General features: G+C 58.6%; 12 protein-coding genes. 8 read left to right on the forward strand and 4 right to left on the reverse strand.

Features of this window, described 5'->3' with window-relative positions:
* Positions 1-167 precede the first annotated feature (167 nt).
* From hemP to FHS83_RS14840, 4 genes are all read left to right on the forward strand, one after another.
* Positions 168-323 carry a hemin uptake protein HemP gene (gene hemP, locus FHS83_RS14825; RefSeq protein ID WP_167083714.1) on the forward strand — a complete coding sequence of 52 codons (156 nt, stop codon included), beginning with the start codon at positions 168-170 and terminating at the stop codon, positions 321-323.
* Positions 324-404: 81 nt separating this feature from the next.
* Positions 405-2,801, forward strand: a complete 2,397-nt coding sequence (locus FHS83_RS14830; protein WP_167083715.1) for a TonB-dependent receptor — start codon at positions 405-407, stop codon at positions 2,799-2,801.
* Positions 2,802-2,811: 10 nt separating this feature from the next.
* Positions 2,812-3,492: a Fe2+-dependent dioxygenase gene (locus FHS83_RS14835; RefSeq protein ID WP_167083716.1), complete on the forward strand. Its 681-nt coding sequence runs from the start codon at positions 2,812-2,814 to the stop codon at positions 3,490-3,492.
* A 6-nt stretch (positions 3,493-3,498) separates the two neighbouring features.
* Positions 3,499-4,647, forward strand: a complete 1,149-nt coding sequence (locus tag FHS83_RS14840) for a PepSY-associated TM helix domain-containing protein (RefSeq protein WP_167083717.1) — start codon at positions 3,499-3,501, stop codon at positions 4,645-4,647.
* Here the strand turns inward: FHS83_RS14840 and FHS83_RS14845 are convergent.
* Together FHS83_RS14845 and FHS83_RS14850 are read right to left on the reverse strand one after the other, a co-directional pair.
* Positions 4,644-5,744, reverse strand: coding sequence for a serine hydrolase domain-containing protein (locus FHS83_RS14845; RefSeq protein ID WP_167083718.1), 1,101 nt, complete (start codon positions 5,742-5,744; stop codon positions 4,644-4,646). The genes FHS83_RS14840 and FHS83_RS14845 overlap by 4 nt on opposite strands.
* 70 nt (positions 5,745-5,814) lie before the next feature.
* Positions 5,815-6,225, reverse strand: a complete 411-nt coding sequence (locus FHS83_RS14850) for a hypothetical protein (protein ID WP_167083719.1) — start codon at positions 6,223-6,225, stop codon at positions 5,815-5,817.
* A 145-nt stretch (positions 6,226-6,370) separates the two neighbouring features.
* On the opposite strand from FHS83_RS14850, the gene FHS83_RS14855 reads away from it, so the two are divergent.
* Together FHS83_RS14855 and FHS83_RS14860 are read left to right on the forward strand one after the other, a co-directional pair.
* The gene (locus FHS83_RS14855) at positions 6,371-7,081 is read left to right on the forward strand and encodes a response regulator (protein ID WP_167083720.1); all 711 of its coding nucleotides are present in this window, start codon (positions 6,371-6,373) and stop codon (positions 7,079-7,081) included.
* A gap of 1 nt (position 7,082) precedes the next feature.
* Complete coding sequence (locus FHS83_RS14860) at positions 7,083-8,411, forward strand: ATP-binding protein (RefSeq protein ID WP_167083721.1); 1,329 nt, start codon at positions 7,083-7,085, stop codon at positions 8,409-8,411.
* A gap of 3 nt (positions 8,412-8,414) precedes the next feature.
* Here the strand turns inward: FHS83_RS14860 and FHS83_RS14865 are convergent, their stop codons facing one another.
* Complete coding sequence (locus FHS83_RS14865; protein ID WP_167083722.1) at positions 8,415-11,252, reverse strand: TIM-barrel domain-containing protein; 2,838 nt, start codon at positions 11,250-11,252, stop codon at positions 8,415-8,417.
* Between the two features lie 461 nt (positions 11,253-11,713).
* On the opposite strand from FHS83_RS14865, the gene FHS83_RS14870 reads away from it, so the two are divergent.
* A complete protein-coding gene (locus tag FHS83_RS14870) occupies positions 11,714-12,721 on the forward strand; it encodes a retroviral-like aspartic protease family protein (RefSeq protein WP_167083723.1) in 1,008 nt (335 codons plus the stop codon).
* Here the strand turns inward: FHS83_RS14870 and FHS83_RS14875 are convergent.
* A complete protein-coding gene (locus FHS83_RS14875) occupies positions 12,670-14,922 on the reverse strand; it encodes a WD40/YVTN/BNR-like repeat-containing protein (protein WP_167083724.1) in 2,253 nt (750 codons plus the stop codon). The two genes, FHS83_RS14870 and FHS83_RS14875, sit on opposite strands and share 52 nt — an antisense overlap.
* Before the next feature lie 681 nt (positions 14,923-15,603).
* On the opposite strand from FHS83_RS14875, the gene FHS83_RS14880 reads away from it, so the two are divergent.
* Positions 15,604-18,645, forward strand: a complete 3,042-nt coding sequence (locus FHS83_RS14880; RefSeq protein ID WP_167083725.1) for a TonB-dependent receptor — start codon at positions 15,604-15,606, stop codon at positions 18,643-18,645.
* Positions 18,646-18,770: the final 125 nt, after the last annotated feature.

Here is an 18,770-nt window from a genome sequence, read left to right on the forward strand (position 1 = left end):
TGCCTCGGCAGGGGGACCGGGACTAACGGGCCGCTTCCCGGCGGGTTCCGGGCGAAAAACCCCGAGTTTCCCTGGGATAACTGGCGTGTGCGTCATGTTGACATTCAACTAATTCTATAGTTTCCTCTCGCAGCTATTGCGACTGAATTGCAATTCAAGAGGGCAAAATGAACCAGGCGCCGCTTCCGCGGACCAAGCCAGAACCCCCGCGTCTCAGTGCTCAGATGGTGCTGAAAGGGGCTCGTGAGGTGATCCTGGTGCATGGTCGCGAGGAATATAGGTTGAAGCTTACCGCAGCAGGCAAGCTGATCCTGACCAAATAGTCTGCTTACTGATCAAGTCTATTTTTATCCAAGCCAGCCACGGAGGTTCCTCCTTTAGCCAGCCAGGATGCTGAGGGGAACATGTCTAAATCATCCTGGAACGTTCTGTTTGCCTTGTGCGGCCTCATCGGCCCCGCAACCGCCGAGACCATGTCCGTTGAAACCGTGCGGGTGGACGGCAAAGCCAGCGGCACTGAGCTGCAAGCCCTTCCAACCTCAATCCAGGATACGCCGCAGGCCATCCAGGTCATCTCGAAAGAAATCCTGGAGCAGCAGAAGGTGGGCTCGCTGGAGCAGGCGCTGCGCAACGTCCCAGGCATCACAATTGCTATCGGTGAAGGCGGTGCGCTGGCGGGCGATCAGTTCAAGATTCGCGGCTTCGATGCCAAGGACGACGTCTATCTCGATGGCTTGCGCGATTTCGGTGTCTATTCGCGCGACAGCTTCAACGATCAGGAAATCGAGGTCCTGAAAGGTCCGTCCGGCGCATTGTTCGGGCGCGGCACGACCGGCGGGGCGATCAACATCGTCTCAAAAACGCCCGAAGCGGGCGATCATATCAGCGCGCAAGTGATCGGCGGTGATAAATATCTGCGCGGCACGGCGGATCTCAACCTCGCGCTCAGCGATACCGCCGCGGTACGCCTGAATGTGATGGGCAATTGGACCGGTGTGGAAGGGCGCGATGTGGTCTATTCGCATCGCTGGGGCGTGGCGCCGAGCATCGCCTTCGGTATTGGGACGAATACCACCTTCAGCCTCTCGGCGCTGCATCAGCAAAGCGACGCCATTCCCGATTACGGCCTGCCGGTCTCGGTAGATCCCATAACGCGCATTGCCAAGCCGGTGACAGAGAAGGGCATCCCGCGCTCTAATTTCCTGGGCTATGACAGGGATCGCGACAGCACCACGGCAGATATTCTGACCGCCAAATTCAAGACTAAGCTTTCGGACGGGCTGACGCTGGCGAACGATACCCGTATCGGCATCTATTCGCGCTATTTCCAATACACCACGGTGGACCGCTGCGATGAAACCGCCGCGACCAACACCTGCGCCACCAATATGGCGATCAACCCGGCTACGGCCTATGGCGGCATAGGCGGCGGCGGGCCTTATCGCCAAGCCGCTTGGGGCATTCAGGATATCGCCAGCGCGAAAGCCGATTACGATCTTTTGGGCCTGCGCAGCCAGACCATATTCGGGGTGGACGTTTCCTATCAGCGCAACAAGCGCACTTTCTATGCCTATACGCTGCCGGCGAAAGGCGCCTTCAATTACCTCCTCGGCAATGGCTCGGCCTCACGTACCAATATCGGCGTGAGCCTGCTCAATCCGGTGCATACGCCGCCTGCGGGATATAGCGTCTATTTGCCGACGCTGAATGGCGCGCTGCCTGCGCTCACCACCGCGTCCCCGTCGACCAATCTTTATGCCAGCGGCGATGCCACCGATGTGGCGCTGTTCGCGGTGGAGCGGCTGTGGTTCACGCCGCATTGGTCGGTGATCGGCAATCTGCGTTGGGATCATTATGATTCCAGCTATGCCACGCAGACCATCGGTTCGCCCACGACGTCGTCGGCGACGGCAGCGCTTTCCGCAAAAAGCGAGTTCTTCAGCCCGCGCGGCAGCCTGGTGTTTGAACCGTCCGAGGATCAAACTTTCTACTTCACCTTTGGCCGTTCCAACACGCCGCAAGGCACCTCTATCGTTGGCGCAGGCACAGGCATCGCCGCCACCACGGCGGATCTGAAGCCCGAAGTCGCCGAAACCATGGAGCTGGGCGCCAAGCTGGGCCTCGCGAAGCTGGGGCTGGAAGATTTCATGCTGACGGGCTCGCTCTTTGTGGTGAACAAGCAGAACGCGACAAAGGTGGATTCCTCCACCGGCGATGTTCTCAGCCAGTCCGGAGAGCGCCAGCGCGCGCAAGGCATCGAGCTTGGGCTTTCAGGAAAGCTGCTTCCGGATTGGAGTTTCACCGCCTCCTATACCTTCCTCGACACCAAGACGCGCGATTCCTATGTGAACTGCATCGCGGCGCCGCCAGCGGGCAGCATCATTACCGGTGTGATTTGTCCAACCGGCATTGCCACGGGTTCGCCGGTGCGCAATAGCATCGCGATTGGGCGCCAGATCACCTACACCCCCAAGAACGCGGCGACGCTGTGGACCTCGTATAAATTTCCTTTTGGGATGGAGGCGGGCGGCGGGCTCTTTTATCAAAGCGCGCTCTATAATGCTTTCACGCCTGCGAGCGCGTCTGTGGCGGCGCCTGCAACCCAGGTGCCGTATCGCATCGTGAAAATTCCCGAGACAATCCAGCTCGATCTTTTCGCGGCCTATGAGGTGCAGAACTGGCGGCTGGGGCTCAACGTGATCAATGCCACGGACCGGCTGAATTACGCGCAGAGCTTTTCCAATCGCGCCACGCCCGCGCCATCGCGCACCTTCATGTTCTCCGTCTCCACCGCCTATTAATGGGGCTGACATGCTGATCCGCATCCCAGAGGTTCTTTTGTCCGAAGAGGTGGCTCACTGCCGAACGGTGCTGGAAGCGGCGTCCTGGGTGGATGGCAAGGTGACGGCGGGGGCGCAATCGCGCGAGGCCAAACAGAATCTGCAAATCCCGCAGAATTCCGAGGCCGCGCGCGAATTGGGCGAGATCATCTTGCGGCGGCTCGGCACCAATCCGGCGTTCACTTCGGCGGCCTTGCCGCTGCGCGTGTATCCGCCGCTGTTCAATCGCTACGATGAGGGGATGCATTTCGGCACCCATATCGATAATGCGATCCGCCCGGTGCCAGGCGTCAATCTGCGCGTGCGGACCGATCTTTCCGGCACACTGTTCTTAACCGCGCCGGAAGATTATGACGGCGGTGAACTTGTCATCGAAGATACCTATGGTGAGCAGCGCGTGAAGTTCTCGGCGGGCGATATGGTGCTATATCCGGCCACCAGCCGCCATCGGGTCGAGGCCGTCACGCGCGGCAGCCGCTGGTGTTCCTTTTTCTGGATTCAGTCCATGGTGCGCGACGGAGAAGCTCGCGCCACTCTGTTTGATCTGGACACGGCCATTCAGTCTTTGCGCGCTAAATCGGGCGAAAGCGAAGAGGCGGTGCGGCTAACCGGGGTCTATCATAATTTGTTGCGCCGCTGGGCGGAGGTTTAGGGGATTATGTTTCGCAAGGTTTTGTTTCAGGCCCATCTTTGGACGGGGCTGATTTTAGGTATTGTCTTTGTTGTGCTGGGGGTGACGGGGGCGCTTCTGGTCTATCAGAAAGAGCTGATCGCGCTGGGCCAGAAGCCCTTGCCGCGGGCCGAGAGCCAGGGGGCGATGCTCTCCGCCGATGCTTTGATCGCGGCAGGCAAAGCCGCGGTGCCCGGCAAGACCGATAACGTCACCCTGGTTTTCCCCAAGGAGCAGGGCGAGGCTGCTGCCGTCTTTATGCGGAAGGTTGAGGGTGGCAAGCACGGGCATAAAGCCCGTGGCGAGATGCGCGGGCCCAAAGCAGGCATGGATGGCGACGGTGGCCGCAAGAATTACACCTATGTCTATCTCGATCCTGTGTCCGGCAAAGTGCTGGATGTGCGCGATACTAAGCTCAATCCCTTCTTCGCCACGCTGCATCAGCTTCATGCCAATCTGATGCTGGGCCCGGACGGGCGCCAAGTGGTGGGCTGGTTCGGCGCGGGCATGCTGCTTCTGGGCCTCAGCGGGATCTATCTGTGGTGGCCGCGGCGCGGCGCCTGGAAATACGCCTTCGGCATTCGCAAACACGCCAAGGGCTATCTCTTTCACCGCGATCTGCACGGGGCGGCGGGCATCTGGTTTTGGGTGGTGTTTGTGATCGTCACCTTTTCGGGCGTGGTGATTTCATTCCCTGCCACGTCGCGCGCCACCTTTGTGGCCGAGAAGCCTGCCTTCGATTTGCGCCGCGGGCCTGTGGTGCAGCCAGTTGAGGGCGTCGATCCCATCGGTGCGGATGCTGCGATCACGCTGGTGAAGAAGGAAATCCCGGGGGCGCAGCTCGCCACCATCAGCTTTCCCGGCAAGCCCGACGAGACCTTGCGCGTGACGTTGCAGGGCGATCCCGCAACCATTGCGTTTGTCGATCCCTATGCCAAGAGGATCGCGGGCTGGCGCAATAAGCCTGCGGATTTCGTCTCCTGGCAGCGCATCTTGCATGATGGCCGTGGCTGGGGACCGGTGTGGCGCGCGCTGGTGTGCATTTCCGGGCTGCTACCGCTGCTCTTCACGATCACAGGCACAGTGATGTGGCTGAAAAAGCGTAAGGGCAAAACGGCAGCGCTCCGGGTGGTCTAATATTCGGCAAGGATCGCTTGGCGTGCCTCGCGCAGCCGCGGTCCGACCCGCACCAGGAAGTCTTTCAAGAAGAAGACACCATAGATACCGCTTTTGCGGTCGATAAAGGGCAGTGTGCCGAAAGCGCCAGGGCTGGAGACGAGGGTGCAGTGTTTATCCGCGTCCCAGCGCTCGCACCAATTGCCTAAGCCATATTGCGCGCCTTCGCTGACGCCGGGGGGCATGAAACCGCGTTCAAGCCCGAGCGTCTGCGCGGTTTCCATCGCGGCTATGGCTTGTGGCGAGAGGATCTGGTGATCCTTGAAACGCCCGTTCGCGGCCAGCATGGTGAGAAACTTCATATAGTCATCCGCTGTGGTCACCACGCCGCCTTGCAGAAGCGGGTTCAGGGTTTCGCTGGCGGCTACGCGGGCGCCACGGCGGGGATGTTCCCAACGCGTAGAGGTCATGCCGAGCGGTATCGCGATGCGCTCATTGAATAGATCGGCCCAGCGCTTGCCGGTGACTTTTTCCACCATCGCGCCTGCCACCTGAAATCCGGGGCCGCCATATTCGAACACGGCACCGGGCGGATGGGCGAGCGGACGTTTGGCGACTTCCGCCGCGCTCTCGGCCAGGGTGATGCGCGGGTCTTGGCTGATATCGATATGGCCTTTGCGCAAAGAGCCAGTGCCTGCGGTTTGTGCGAGCAGCATGCGCAAGGTGATGGTGCTTTTCTCACCGGAAAATTCCGGCAGTACTTTCGAGATGGGCTCATCCAGCGAGAGCTTGCCTTCATCCACCACCGTCATCACCAGCGCGGCCGTCATCCATTTGCTGGCAGAGGCGATATCGTATTGAGTGGAGGCATCGATTTTGCCGATATCGACGCGATAAAGCTGTTTGCCGTCCTTCATCACAATCGCTGTGACGCCGGACACACCGCTTTTGACGATGGCCAGCAGATTATCGTTGACCGCTTTTGGGACGGAAGCCCCGCTTGTTTGTATCGCGGGCGGATTAATGGTGCTTTCGACGCGATGAGCAACCCGCCGCGCCGCCATCATGCAGCCGGAGAGCACAAGCGAGGCGGCCAGAGCGGCAATGAGTTTTTTCATGAAATATTCCCTTTAGTCTAAGAGAGCCCGGCCGTTGGGGGGGACGAAGCGGCCGGGCTCCACGCGGTTCTCAGTTCTGGGGTCTATTGACTGAGCCGCTACGCGAAATGCTGCCGCCATTCGGACCGGTGGTGTTCGAATACCAGCTTGAACCATTCTCATCGCGGCTGACACCGCCGTTATGCGTCCAGCTGCGGCCATTGTTGCCGGTCACCTTGGTCGAGCCGGTGCAGCTGCCATCGGCGCAAGACCGGGTGCGATCTGCCGTATAGCCATAGCCGCGGTTGGTCTGGACCGAGCGGTGCCCGGTGCAGGCACCGCCGCCGCAATTGCGGTCGACGTTTTTGACAAAGCCGCGGCCTTGGCTGCCTTGGGCCCAGCTGGTGCGATGGAAGCTGCGCGCTACAGCGCTATCCAATGTGGCGGCGAAAGCGGTTGTAGCAATCAGGGCGACAAAGGCGGTGGAAAGAAGCTTTTTCATGGGGAAATCCTTCTGGTCAGTGAGGGCGCTCCGATGAAAGGCAGTGTGGCCTGCACCCGTATCGCCAGGATTTCGCGACCGAAACGCCGTGTAACGCTTTGTAACCGGGCTTGCCTCAGGGGCGGGTGAGCCGCAAAACTGTGCCATGAGCCAAACCATCCTGATCGTCGAGGACGACCGCGAGATTTCGAGCCTTGTGGAGGCGCTGCTGACGCGGGAAGGCTTTCACGCCCGCATTGCTGCCACCGGCGCGGCTATGGATGCGGTTTTGTTAGAAGCGGTTCCCGATCTGATCCTGCTTGATCTCATGCTGCCCGGGGAGGATGGACTTTCGATCTGCCGCCGCTTGCGGGCGAATTCCAATGTGCCGGTGATCATGGTAACCGCCAAAGGCGACGACATCGACCGCATCATCGGGCTTGAAGTCGGCGCCGACGATTATGTCGCCAAGCCCTTTAACCCGCGCGAGCTGATCGCCCGCATTCGAGCGGTGCTTCGGCGTGCCGTTCCGGCGGCGATTGGTCCATCTATTCAGGTGTCACGGCGGATGTGGTTCGGAGATTTCACGCTCGATCTCGATGCGCATCGCCTCTTTCGGGGCGCGGAGGAAATCGAACTTTCCACCGGCGATTTCGATCTGCTCAGTGTGTTGGTCGAGCATCCGATGAAAGTTCTGTCGCGCGATCAGTTGATGGATTTGACCAAGGGGCGAAGCTGGGACGTCTTCGATCGTTCTATCGATGTGGCTTTGTCGCGGCTTCGCAAAAAGATCGAAACCGATCCGGCGCATCCGGTCCTGATCAAGACGATCCGCAATGCCGGTTATATGCTGGCCGTTCCAGCCGGGAAGGTTTGAGATGCGCCTCAGCTTGCGCTTGGCTCTTATCTTAGGCGTCACCTTGACCTTGCTGCTCTCGGTGCTGTTGCTCGCCTTCATTGTCGCGCAACGTCCGGCGCGTGCCTTTGGCGTCGTCTTACCGCGTCCGGCCCAGGTTGCGGCGATGGCGGAGCTGATCGAAACGACACCGCAGCAACATTGGGATTTGGCCATTACCGCAATCAGCACGCCCTATACCAAGCTGCAGGTATTGGAACAGCCGCCGCAATCGGCAGGCGGACGTCCGATGCCCGGCATCGTGTTGGCCTTGCGCCGCTATCAACGCGCGGTTGGAGATCGGCCTGTCAGCGTGATGGCGGAGCTTGAGCAGGACAGCGCCGCGCCAGATATCGAACTTCGCGACGACCAAGTGCGCGCAACGCGTCCTGTTCGTATCCTGCTCGGGCTTCATAATGGCAAACTCTTGATGATCGAGGCGCGGCGGCCATTGTCGGAGCGCTTCACCGGGTTAAAGCTCGGCTTTCTCGCGCTCGGCGTTACCATCGTGATCGGATTGATCGCGCTCTGGGTCATTCGCCGCCAGTTGAAACCTCTGGAGCGCCTCGGCGCCGCGGTGGAGAAATTCGGCACGCGGCTGGAAGTCTCCTTGCTTCCCGAAAAAGGCTCACTGGAGCTGCGCCAGTTGATTGCCGCCTTCAACCGCTTGCAGGCCAATATCGGCGAACTCGTCAAAGGACGTACGCGGATCATCACCGCGGTGGGTCACGATCTCGGAACATATCTAACGCGGCTGCGGCTCAGGGTGGAATATATCGGTGACAACAGCCAGCGTGAAAAGGCCATAAGCGATATCGAGGATATGCAGGCCTTGATGCAGGAAACCATTGCGCTCGCAAAACTCGAGCATGACGGGCAGGCCGATGGGGCGATTGATTTGGCCGCGTTGCTGCCAAAAATCGCAGAACGCTTCGGCGAGGGGGCATCTTATGATGTTCCGGCTGACCATCTATGGGTGCGGGCCGCTGGCATTGAGCGCGCGATTGGAAATCTCGTTTCAAACGCTCTGAAATATGGTCATGAGGCGCATTTGGCAGCCGCCGCCAATGGCGATGAAATTCACATCGTCGTGGAAGATCGCGGTCCCGGAATCCCGCTTGGAGAACGAGCGGCGGTGCTGGAGCCATTCTACCGGCTGGATAGCGCACGCAATCTCAACGAACGTGGCTTCGGTTTAGGGCTTGCGATTGTGGCTGAGGTGGTAAAGGCCGCGTCGGGAAAGCTTCTGTTTGAAGATCGTGAAGGGGGCGGCCTGCGCGTCCGGATGATTTTTCCAAACGCGCAGGCTTAAGCCTTACTTCAGTGTGATGACCTGCTTCTTGCCGTCGTAGCTGACAGTCTTGTCGGCATTCGCGGTGATTTCCACGCCCGTGCCGCGGCCTTGGCTTACCAGCACGAGTTTGAAATTGCGCTTCTCCAGCATGCCGGGGAATTTCCCCTTGCGGTCCGCGATGGTGAGCGTGCGGGCCTTGTCGTTCCAGGTAAAGCTGATGGTGGCATAGACGCCTTTCTCATAGGCGTAGGTTTCGTCCTGGTCTTCATATAGGGTGAAGTGCCCGTCCGTGCCGGGATAGATGCGCAGCTCGATGGGATCGGCTTTCTTTTCCGTGGCGTATTGCAGGTACGGTCCCATCGGCACGATGGAGCCCGCGCGCACCATCAACGGCATGGTTTCGATTGGCGCATCTGCGGTGATGGTCTGGCCGCCCGTCATGCCCTTGCCTGTCCAGAAATCGATCCAGGACGTGCCCGCCGGCAGATAGACGTCGCGGGTTTTGGGTGTGTTGGCGGGCAGGGGCGCTGCATCGCGCGCGTGAATATCCGGCGTCTTCCAATAGACTTGCGCGCGGAAGGCGCCGAGCACGGCGTTCGAAGTTTCGAATTTAAAGTCGTATTGCTTACCAGCTTCCAAGGTCAGCGGCACCGTCCAGGACCCCATGGAGTCGTAATTGTGCGTGATCTCCTTGCCATCGAGATAGACTTTCTTCGGCCCGAAGCTGCGCAGATCAAAGCGATAGGTGCCGGATTTTGCGACCACCAGCTTGCCTTCCCAACGCATGGAGAAATGCGGGTCTTTGATGAAGCTCGGCCAGCCGGTGTACCAGAAGAGGTCTACGGTCGGTTCGATGGCTTCGTGGCAGACCTTGCCCCAGTGATCGTCGCAGAAATATGTGGCTTTCAGGCCGGGCTTGCCATCCGCAGTGCGGAAGTTTTCCGAGCCCACGATGATGCTCTGTTCCGGTTCGCGATGATACATCGGTGTTGTCACCGGCGCCGCCATCAGCGAGGGCCCGAAGAGGAACTGGTCCGAGATGCCATAGGTCTTTTTATCGGCCGGGAAATCCATCGGCAGGCCGCGCATGATGGAATAGCCGTCATGGGTGATCTGCCACGCCACCGAATAGATATAAGGCAACAGGCGGTAGCGCAGATTGTCGAACTTCTCGAGCACGGGAGAGTATTCACCGAACTCCCAAATCTCGCGCGGCGTCTCGGAGCCATGGCTTCTGAAGATCGGCGCAAAGGTCCCGAACTGGAACATGCGGGTATAAAGTTCCTGATACGCCGGATCTTTGCCGCCGTTTGAAAACACGCCGCCTTGGCAGCCGAGCGAATAGGCACCGATGTCGAAGGTCCAATAGGGAATGCCCGCCATGGAGTGGTTTAGGCCTGCCGGAATCTGCGCCGCGTAAACGCCCCAGCTTGCGCCGATATCACCGGACCAAGTGGTGGCTGCCGCCCGTTGCTGGCCCGCAAAGGTCGAACGGGTAAGAATATAGACGCGCTTATCGTCGGTTGTCTTGCGCTGATTGTTATAGACGCTTTCCGTCACCACCAGCGAATAGGGGTTGAGATAGCGGGCGAAGGAGCCGAGGTGGTTATCCTCCACCTTCTTCATCTCATATTCGTGTGAGTCCTTTGTGAGGGCGTTTACGATGTCCGGTTCAGTCGAATCCATCCACCAGGCATCATTGCCGATGCCGAAGATGTTCTTGTTGAGGTACTTCCAGAAGAGATCGTTGGCGGCGGGGTTGTAGGCATCATAATATTTGAAACCCGCCCAGCCGACGGGCGAATAAAGCCAGCCGTGCTTATCCATCTCTTTGTGAATGTCGGAGGCCGGGCCTAGCGCTTCCCAGATCGTCGTCATGACGTGGAAGTTTTTGGCGTGCAGCTCGTCATACATGGCCTTGGGATCGGGATAGCGTTCGCTGTCCCAAACCGTGGAACCCCAATTTTCCAGGCCTTTCCAGTAATTCCAATCCTGCACGATGGCGTCGACCGGAATCTTCAGTTCGCGATATTTCTTGGCGACGCCCAGGATTTCCGCCTGGGTGTGATAATGCTCCTTGCTCTGCCAATAGCCATAAGCCCATTTGCCATAAAGCGGTGCTTCGCCCGTCAGTTTGCGATAGCTTTTAATGGTCGCATCGATGGATGGGCCGGCGAAAAAGTAATAGTCGACATTGTCGGCGACTTCCGACCATAGCGATGCGCCCTTGGCGTCATCGGAAAAGACGGTCTTGGAATAATTATCCCAGAAAAGACCATAGCCCGCGGAGGATACCAGCATCGGGGTGACGGCGGCGGTATTGGCCTGAACAAGTTTCACCGTCTTGCCGCGATAATCGAACGCGCCATCCTGATGCTGGCCAAGGCCGTAAATGCCTTCTTCCGGGGAAAGCGTGAAAGCCTGTTTAATGCTGAAGGCTTTCGGCTCTTGTGGCAGACCGGTCGGGGCGAAGCTGGCGGCGCTTTGTTCGGCGAGCAGCACATGCCCATCCGGCGCGGTGAAGGAAACACTGCCATCCGTCTTTTTGATCTCTACGCGCAGGTTGGGAGAGGTGATGACGACAGCGCTTTCCTTCTCGGCAAAAGAAAGCTTCAGCTTCGGCAGTGTGGTCTGCACCGCGGAGAGGCTGCGCTTCTGATCGGTGCCATCTTTGGTCCATTTCAGGATGCGCACAGTGCCCGGCGCATAAAACACGGCTCGGACCGTCTCGCCGCCCGCCGATATCTCCGCGCCATTTGGAACAGGCCTGTAGCTGCTTGAGCTATGTGTCGGTTGGGCGAGCGCGCCCGTGGCAGCAATGACAAGCATTGCCGCAATGGAAAAGTATGTTACTCGCATGGCGTCCCCTGAAATCTGGCCTTGTTGGTCTTTTTGAGAATTATATGACGATTACGGAAAGCGACAAGGTGGCCAATGTGCGGCCCGATTCCACGAAGGGGCTTTCCCGGATTCAAAATATCATATAATTACGCGTATAGCGTGTCGCAGTTCCTGCTTGTATAGTTCCTGACCGGTTTGGTTGGTGATCGCTCAAAGCGATGATTGGACGTCTCCTTCTGAGAATCACCAGCCTCACTTGACGAGGCGCCTTAAAACGCCTCGTCTTTTTTTATGCGCGGGCCCGTCGCGTGTTAGGAAATGAGACGTATACAGAGTAAATGTCAGAGCGTTGGGCTATGATGTTCCGGCGCGTGCAGAAGTTCTTTTAGGGCACAGCGCTTACCGCACACCCAAGGGCATAATTTTGACATGGGTAGACGGTTTGGTTGCGCGCGCATTCGCGCAATGGGGGGGGTACGATGGGGCAGTCCGGCTTTAGCCGCCGTCATCTCTTGCAAATGGGCGCAGCGGCATCGCTGCTGGGGCGGGCGCGTGCTGAAGCTCCGCCTGCGTTTCTAGCCGCGGAAGCTGGCACCTCGCTCCTCACCACGGATGTCCGCTTGAACGGTCAAGGCCCGTATCATTTCGTGGTCGATACGGGGGCCGACCGGACGGTGCTCGCCGACACGGTGGCACGCGATCTGCTCTTCGCGGCCAGTGGCAAGATCAACGTTCAGGGGATCGTCCGCACGGTGGAAGCGCCGTCGGTGCGGATCACAAAGCTCGAGGCTGGACCGGTGCGGGGGGAGGCGCTCGATGTGCCAATCCTGCCGCGAGAGCTTTTGCAAGCAGATGGTTTTCTCGGTCTTGATGTGTTGGACGGCCACCGCGTCGTGATGGATTTCCGCGAGGGCGTTTTGCGGCTGTTGGAACCGCGCCCCTCCCAACTCATCGGCTTCGATGCGCCGCGCGAAGTTCCAGTGAAATTAAGCGGCTCAGAGGGACGTTTGCGGTCCACCCAATGTTTGGTGGACGGCGTGCGCTGCACGGCTTTTATCGACACCGGCGCGGAAATTTCGGTTGGAAATGGGCCGCTCTATCGTGCATTGGCGGAGAAGCACCCGACCCTTAGGAGTGTGGAGACCATTCCGTTGACCGGTGTCACTGGCGGAGTGGTTGCGGGTGATGTGGTAGCCTTGAATGGTATTAGTCTTGGCGGGCTCAGCATTCTGGATAGCCGCATCGCGATTGCTGATCTTCAGGTGTTCCGCTTATGGGATTTGGCAGAGACGCCTGCGCTTTTCATCGGTATGAACTGGCTGCACCGCTTCAACCGCGTCGCCATTGATTATGGCCGCAAGGAAATGCGTTTTGATCTTGCCGTGGCGCGGCCCGATACACGCTGGAAATGCAACGCGCCGGACGAGGATTGCCATTACCGGCTGGGTTCTCCGTATACGATTCCGCGCCCATCTGTGGCGACGTAAACCCGCCCGAAGATGTTCTTATCGGCGGCGATGCGGCGGAAGGCGCGATAGTATTCGTGCGCCGCGTCGTTGAGCCTGGTCCAGCTTTCGCCGTTGTCGAGAGACTGCCAGATCGCGCGTTCATTGGCTTTCGTTGCAATGGCATAAAGAGCCATCTCGGTTGCACCAGGCGCGGCTTTGCCGAAATCCATCCCTGAGATGTTTATGCCTTTGGCCGTGGCGCTGAAATGTTGCCCGCCATCGGTAGAATGATAAAGCGTTCCTTGGGCCACGAACCAGAGGTCGCCCACCTTGTTCGGCGTGGCGAGCAGCTTCTGCCAATCCTCGCGCCGCGTCGGCTCATCGGCTTTGATATCGGGCAAGCCCTTGGTCGCTATAGGCTTGAAGGTGAGGGCGCCGTCGTTGCTGACATACAGGACGGACTTTTCGAAATCCAAGGCATAGAAGCGGTTGGCGTCGGCGCGGTCTGCCACGATCCAGCCGTGACGGGCGGGCAGGCCCTTAGCCTTGGTCCAGCTTTGCCCGCGATCCGACGTCACCACCGGTTCGGGCGTCATTACCACGAAGCGCGCGCCATCGGCTGAGACAATGATATTCGCATCGATATAGGCATCGCCGTAATTATAGCCGAGCTTGTCGTCGGGAATTTCACTGTATCCCGCGGGCAGAGGTGCTTTAAGCGGCCGCCAATGGGCACCGTAATCCGTCGAATAGCTCAGCGAGTAGGAGGGGCGGTTATGCTTGGACCGTGTGCCACTGCGCACAAGTACATTCGGCGCCTTTTCGGCATAGTCGATGGTGTTGGTATTGGTGAACATCGGGTTGGAGGTGATCGGCATCGACTGAGTTAAGTCAGTGTGCACGAAGCCCCCAATATCCCCGAAACCCGAGATCAGCGGTGCGCCAGCGGCGGGGCTTGTCATGGTGATCACCGCGGTTTGCTCAACCCCCTCCACCCACGGCTTCCATAAAATCCGCTGATTGCGCTCGGCGTGGCCGAGCTCGTCGGTGCCATAGACGGTTGCGCCGGTGGTATAGGCGACATGGTCTGAATTAAACGGATCGATGGCGAGGCCGGAAATCCACCAGCCGAATTCGGCTTGACGTTCGCCCCAATAGAGGAACGGCACGGCGGAGACATCACGGTCCGAGAGCTCGCGCAGATTTTGCCAATGTGCCCCGCCATCCTGAGAGCGCCAGATGATGTCGCCTTTCTCGCGGCAGCTCGTAGAGACGACCAGCGTTCCTGTATGCGCGCGATCCAGCGATAGGCCGGCATAGCCGCCCTTTGGTTTGTTCGCGCCTGTCTCCGGTGTGATCTCGGTCCACACGCCGCTTTTAATGTCGAGCTTATACACCGCGCCATCGCTGATACCGTATGGCCCGGCGTGATCGCTATAAGTGATATACAGAATGCCTTTGCCATCCAGCTTGGCCTGTTGCGGCAGACTTGGCGGTTGGCCCTGCACCGCTTGCCAGCTTTTGCCCGCGTCATCAGAGCGATAAAGATGCACAGGCCCTGGATCGGCAATGCCGACAAAAATAGTGCTGGAACCTTTATTTTTGCTGCCGCTTGCAGGATCGAACACGACAAAGCTCAGCCCCGCATGCGGGCGCGCATGGCCAGGAGGAACGCCAAGGCCGGCGTAGGGGAAGCTCGTCACTTTGCTCCAATGCTTCCCGTTGTCGGTGGAGCGTTGCAGCCCATCATATCGTGAGCCGAAATAAAGAATGTTCGTGTTGTTGGGATCGACGGCGAGCCGCTCACCAACTGCGCGGCCTTCCTCATTGCCGCCCATGCGAAAGGGTACAGGCACAATATCCCAATGGGCGCCGCGATCCTTCGATCGCAAAATCGCGGAGGGGAAAAAACGGTACGTCCCCACCGCCATATAGACGCTATTGGCGTCTACAGGATCGGGAGCGATGCTTTCAATGCCGGTGTAATTCGGTTCAGGAGAGGTGTCCTGCAATGGGATCCAGCGCTTGGCCTGATCATCCCAGCGATAAGCACCGCCCATGTCAGAGCGCAAATAGGCGAGGCCTTTTTCGACTTGGCTGAAGACAAGGCCTGGCATGTAGCCACCGCCTCCAACCTTGACGTTGCGCCATATATATTCGGCCCCGAACGCGCTGGTCAGGCTCATCACCGTCAACGCTAACCCGAAGGCCGCGATCCGCGACAGGCTTGGCTTCATCATCCGGTTCCTCGGTTTTTGCCTGAACTGCTCCCATCCCGGGATCCACAGGCCTGTTAGGCATGGCTCGGCATTGTTAGGCGATACCGCGCGTCATTTTACAAATGACAACGGTATCTGACAGCGGTGTAAGCGTTGGCTGCTCTGGAATTAATGCCGCATTTGCGCCCACATATTGCCATGTCGTCCGTTCCCTCATTCCGCATATTCTTGCGGCAATCAATGTACAAGTTTTGCGGGAAAACGTAATTTATCATTTTAAAACAGTTCATTACAGTCGTCTTACTGGTGCGTTGGCCTGTTAGAAAATAGTCACATACTGCGTTAGTTTTGGCGTGATAGGTCGAAACAAGGCAAATGTGGCATTCTGTGTCTTGCTGGTAAGCGCTTCCAGTGGTAACGCACAGGTCAGAAACCTGAGGTGGCGATACATCGAACCGCCATGAGGGCTTTCTGGTTAGCGTTCGATCGCTTCGTGCTGAGATCAGAGCGCACGTGCTGAGGGGTGAGCTAGGTCGAGTCCGACCGATCATGCTGGGGGACTGCGCTTGAAGCTTAAGCATTGCAACGTTCGGAGGTGTTTGTAGCTGCGCAAATTATCCGATCAATCGGATAAGTTTTTAATGGCGGAAGCCCCGCCAAAAACGGCGAAACCGCCGAATGAAAAACAACTGGGAGGGCATCGTGAATAAATTCGAACAATTCAGAACAGTGCTGCTATGCGGCGCATCACTTGTGGCTGTTGGCGTGTTGTCTGGTGCCGCCTTGGCGCAGGAACAGCCGATGGAAACGGTCACGGTGACCGGCATCCGCGCCAGCTTGCAATCGGCACAGGCAATCAAGCAGAAATCTGATCAGGTGGTGGACTCCATCACCGCTGTGGATATTGGCGCGTTGCCTGACCGCTCCGTGGCCGAAGCGCTGCAGCGCGTGCCGGGCGTTCAGCTCACCCGCACCGACGCTTTGCGCGATCCGGTTCGCTACGGCGGCACCGGTAACGGCGTCTTTATTCGCGGCCTGTCGTGGGTTTCGTCGCTGACCAATGGTCGTGACACCTTCTCGGCCTCCAACGGCCGCACGCTTTCCTTCGCCGATATCTCCGCCAACCTGATGGCTGGCGTTGACGTTTATAAGAACCCGACCGCCAAGATGATCGAAGGCGGTATCGGCGGCACCGTCGACCTTCGCACCCGCAAGCCGTTTGACGCAGATGGCCGTGTGATCGCGGCGTCGGCCGATGTCACCTATGGCGCGCTGGTTGATGCGGCCACGCCCTCCGTCAACGTGCTCGTCAGCGATCGCTGGGACACGAAGATCGGTGAATTCGGTGCGCTGTTCTCGGCCGACTATCAGGTCCAAAAGAACCGCACCTCGAGCATCTACACCCAGCGTTACGACGTCAAAGTTCCAGTCGGCACTGGTTCGGGCTATTTGCCGGACAGCACGATTGGCTGGCGTACCATCGACTGGACCCAGGCGCGCACCGCGTTCGATCTCTCGCTGCAGTATCGCCCCAACGAAAAGCTCGAATTCACCCTGACCGGTATCTATTCGAAGGCCGAGCCGCATGAAGGCGAATATGCGGCGTCTTTGAACGTCGATTCCGATGCGGCCTATCTGCCGAACTACAAGTTTGCCAGCGATGGCACTTGGGTTGGCGGCACGATGGTCAATTCGCTGGCCGTGGGTAATGACACCCGCGTCGGCTCGCATCACAACACTAATGCCGACTATTCGCTGACGGCCAAGTACAACCCGACCGATGCGTTGGAAATCACCGCGGATCTGCAATATTCGGAATCCCGCGCCTATTTCCGCAGCATGGCCGTGTTTATGAACGTCATCAATAACCGCCGCACATCGAGCCATGCGGACTGGGACGGCAACAACAAATACGTGATTTGGCCGTCTGCTCCGATCATCAGCCCGAAAGTTGATTTCTCGGGTGATGATCCGATGATCAGCTACACCAGCACCGAAGCCTCTGCTGTGCAGAACCCGAAGAACAACGTGTTCGGCGCGGCCATGGATCATGTCGAAAACAACTACGCCCATAACTGGGCAGGCCGTCTCGACGCGACCTATCGCTTCCAAGGCAAGGGGCTAGGCGGTTGGCTGCAGTCCGTCGAATTCGGCTATCGCCAGGAAAATAAGAACGCCATTACCCGCCAGACGGGCTGGAACTGGGATACGCTGAGCTATGAAGACTGGTTCGGCGGCCAGGATAACATGGCTGCCGCCGTCAAATATGCTGACGATGCCTCGATGACCAAGGATATGACCCTGCGCAATCTGGGCACGATCCTGGGCAACAACGTGCCGAGCGTCTGGCTGGTCAAGGCGTCGTCGCTCATGGGCGATACCCGCGATACCGCCAAGCTGCTTGCGACGGCCAAGGGCACGGGTGGCTGGACTCCCTATGCCAACCAGGTCGGCTGCCAGGGCGTCGATTACAAGTGCCAGAAGATCTACGAAAACAACGATCCCAAGGCCGATAACGTCAGCGGCGGCATCAATAAGCAGGCCGAAGTCACCTACGCCGGCTACTTCGTCGCCAACTTCGCCAATGACGGCTTCCTTGGATATGATCTCCCGGTCGATGGTAACATCGGTCTGCGCGTGATTAAGACGGAAGTTTCCTACGGCGCTGGCTACACCTTCTATCCGGTCATCGCAGCATGCTGGGATGGCGCGGCGCTGTGCGCCAGCAATGCGGCTGCGGCCAAGTTCGTCGGCAACATTTCGTCTGACGGAACCAAGGGCCTCGGCGGCAAGGCGATTACGTCCTCGCCGGGCACGCACAGCTACACCAATGTGCTGCCGAGCTTTAACTTCCGCGCGCATCTGTCGGATCAGTTGCAGGCCCGCGTGGCGTATTCACAGGCGATGGTCCGCCCGGACTTCTCCTATACCCAGAACTACACCTCGCTGTCTTTCAACTGGGATTCCCAGCATGGCGGCATGTTCCGGGCAAACGATCCGTACACGGCTGGCGGCGGCAACCCCAACCTGAAGCCGATGTCCGCGCAGCAATACGATGCAAGCCTGGAATATTACTTCTCGTCTACCGGCAGCTTGTCCTTCGCAATCTTCCACAAGACGCTGTCGAACTACTTCCTGACGGCGACTGCACCGGAAAGCTATGCGCCGAATCCGAATGGTGGTTCGGGCCCGAACTACATCTTCCAGACCACCCGCACCATGAATGGCGGCAAGGGTTCGGTTGAGGGCTTCGAATTTGCCTACCAGCAGTTCTTCGACGGGCTGCCGGGCTTCTGGGCAGGCTTCGGTCTGCAAGCCAACTACACCAAGATCTACAATCATGGTGGCGGCAATGCAGTTCAGAACGTCAACGAAGAAGCGCAGCGCAACAACCACCTCCAGGCAGGCCTGCCGATCGAAGGCATGTCGAACGACAGCGCGAACCTCGCTCTTCTGTATGCGAAATACGGCGTCGACTTCCGTCTCGCCTACAACTGGCGTTCGCGTTACCTGATGACCAGCTCTGCGGCGAACATCAATCAGCCGATCTGGTCGCGGAACTTCGGTCAGCTCGACTCATCGGTGTTCTATGATTTCCTGGATCACTACAAAGTTGGTGTCCAGGCGACCAACCTGCTGAATACCACGACGGTCCTCGATGTCGGCTACACCGATTATCACCCGCGCTATGACTGGATCGACACGGATCGCAAGATCTCGTTGATCTTCCGCGCCAACTGGTAATTCATCCCATTGGATGTCTTCGGCCCCCCGGTTAATACCCGGGGGGCTTTTTCACGCGCATATGTGATCTTCTCGAAGATTGCGAAGCTCAGCGAACCGCGCCAAACTCGCTGGTGCAATTCCCA

The organism is Rhizomicrobium palustre (assembly GCF_011761565.1).
In the GTDB taxonomy this organism is placed as follows: Bacteria; Pseudomonadota; Alphaproteobacteria; order Micropepsales; family Micropepsaceae; genus Rhizomicrobium; species Rhizomicrobium palustre.

Excerpts from the sequence above, each read along its gene's own strand:
- hemP (WP_167083714.1), top strand. The coding sequence starts at position 168 with ATGAACCAGGCGCCGCTTCCGCGGACCAAGCCAGAACCCCCGCGTCTC.
- FHS83_RS14830 (WP_167083715.1), top strand. The coding sequence starts at position 405 with ATGTCTAAATCATCCTGGAACGTTCTGTTTGCCTTGTGCGGCCTCATC.
- FHS83_RS14835 (WP_167083716.1), top strand. The coding sequence starts at position 2,812 with ATGCTGATCCGCATCCCAGAGGTTCTTTTGTCCGAAGAGGTGGCTCAC.
- FHS83_RS14840 (WP_167083717.1), top strand. The coding sequence starts at position 3,499 with ATGTTTCGCAAGGTTTTGTTTCAGGCCCATCTTTGGACGGGGCTGATT.
- FHS83_RS14845 (WP_167083718.1), bottom strand. The coding sequence starts at position 5,744 with ATGAAAAAACTCATTGCCGCTCTGGCCGCCTCGCTTGTGCTCTCCGGC.
- FHS83_RS14850 (WP_167083719.1), bottom strand. The coding sequence starts at position 6,225 with ATGAAAAAGCTTCTTTCCACCGCCTTTGTCGCCCTGATTGCTACAACC.
- FHS83_RS14855 (WP_167083720.1), top strand. The coding sequence starts at position 6,371 with ATGAGCCAAACCATCCTGATCGTCGAGGACGACCGCGAGATTTCGAGC.
- FHS83_RS14860 (WP_167083721.1), top strand. The coding sequence starts at position 7,083 with ATGCGCCTCAGCTTGCGCTTGGCTCTTATCTTAGGCGTCACCTTGACC.
- FHS83_RS14865 (WP_167083722.1), bottom strand. The coding sequence starts at position 11,252 with ATGCGAGTAACATACTTTTCCATTGCGGCAATGCTTGTCATTGCTGCC.
- FHS83_RS14870 (WP_167083723.1), top strand. The coding sequence starts at position 11,714 with ATGGGGCAGTCCGGCTTTAGCCGCCGTCATCTCTTGCAAATGGGCGCA.
- FHS83_RS14875 (WP_167083724.1), bottom strand. The coding sequence starts at position 14,922 with ATGATGAAGCCAAGCCTGTCGCGGATCGCGGCCTTCGGGTTAGCGTTG.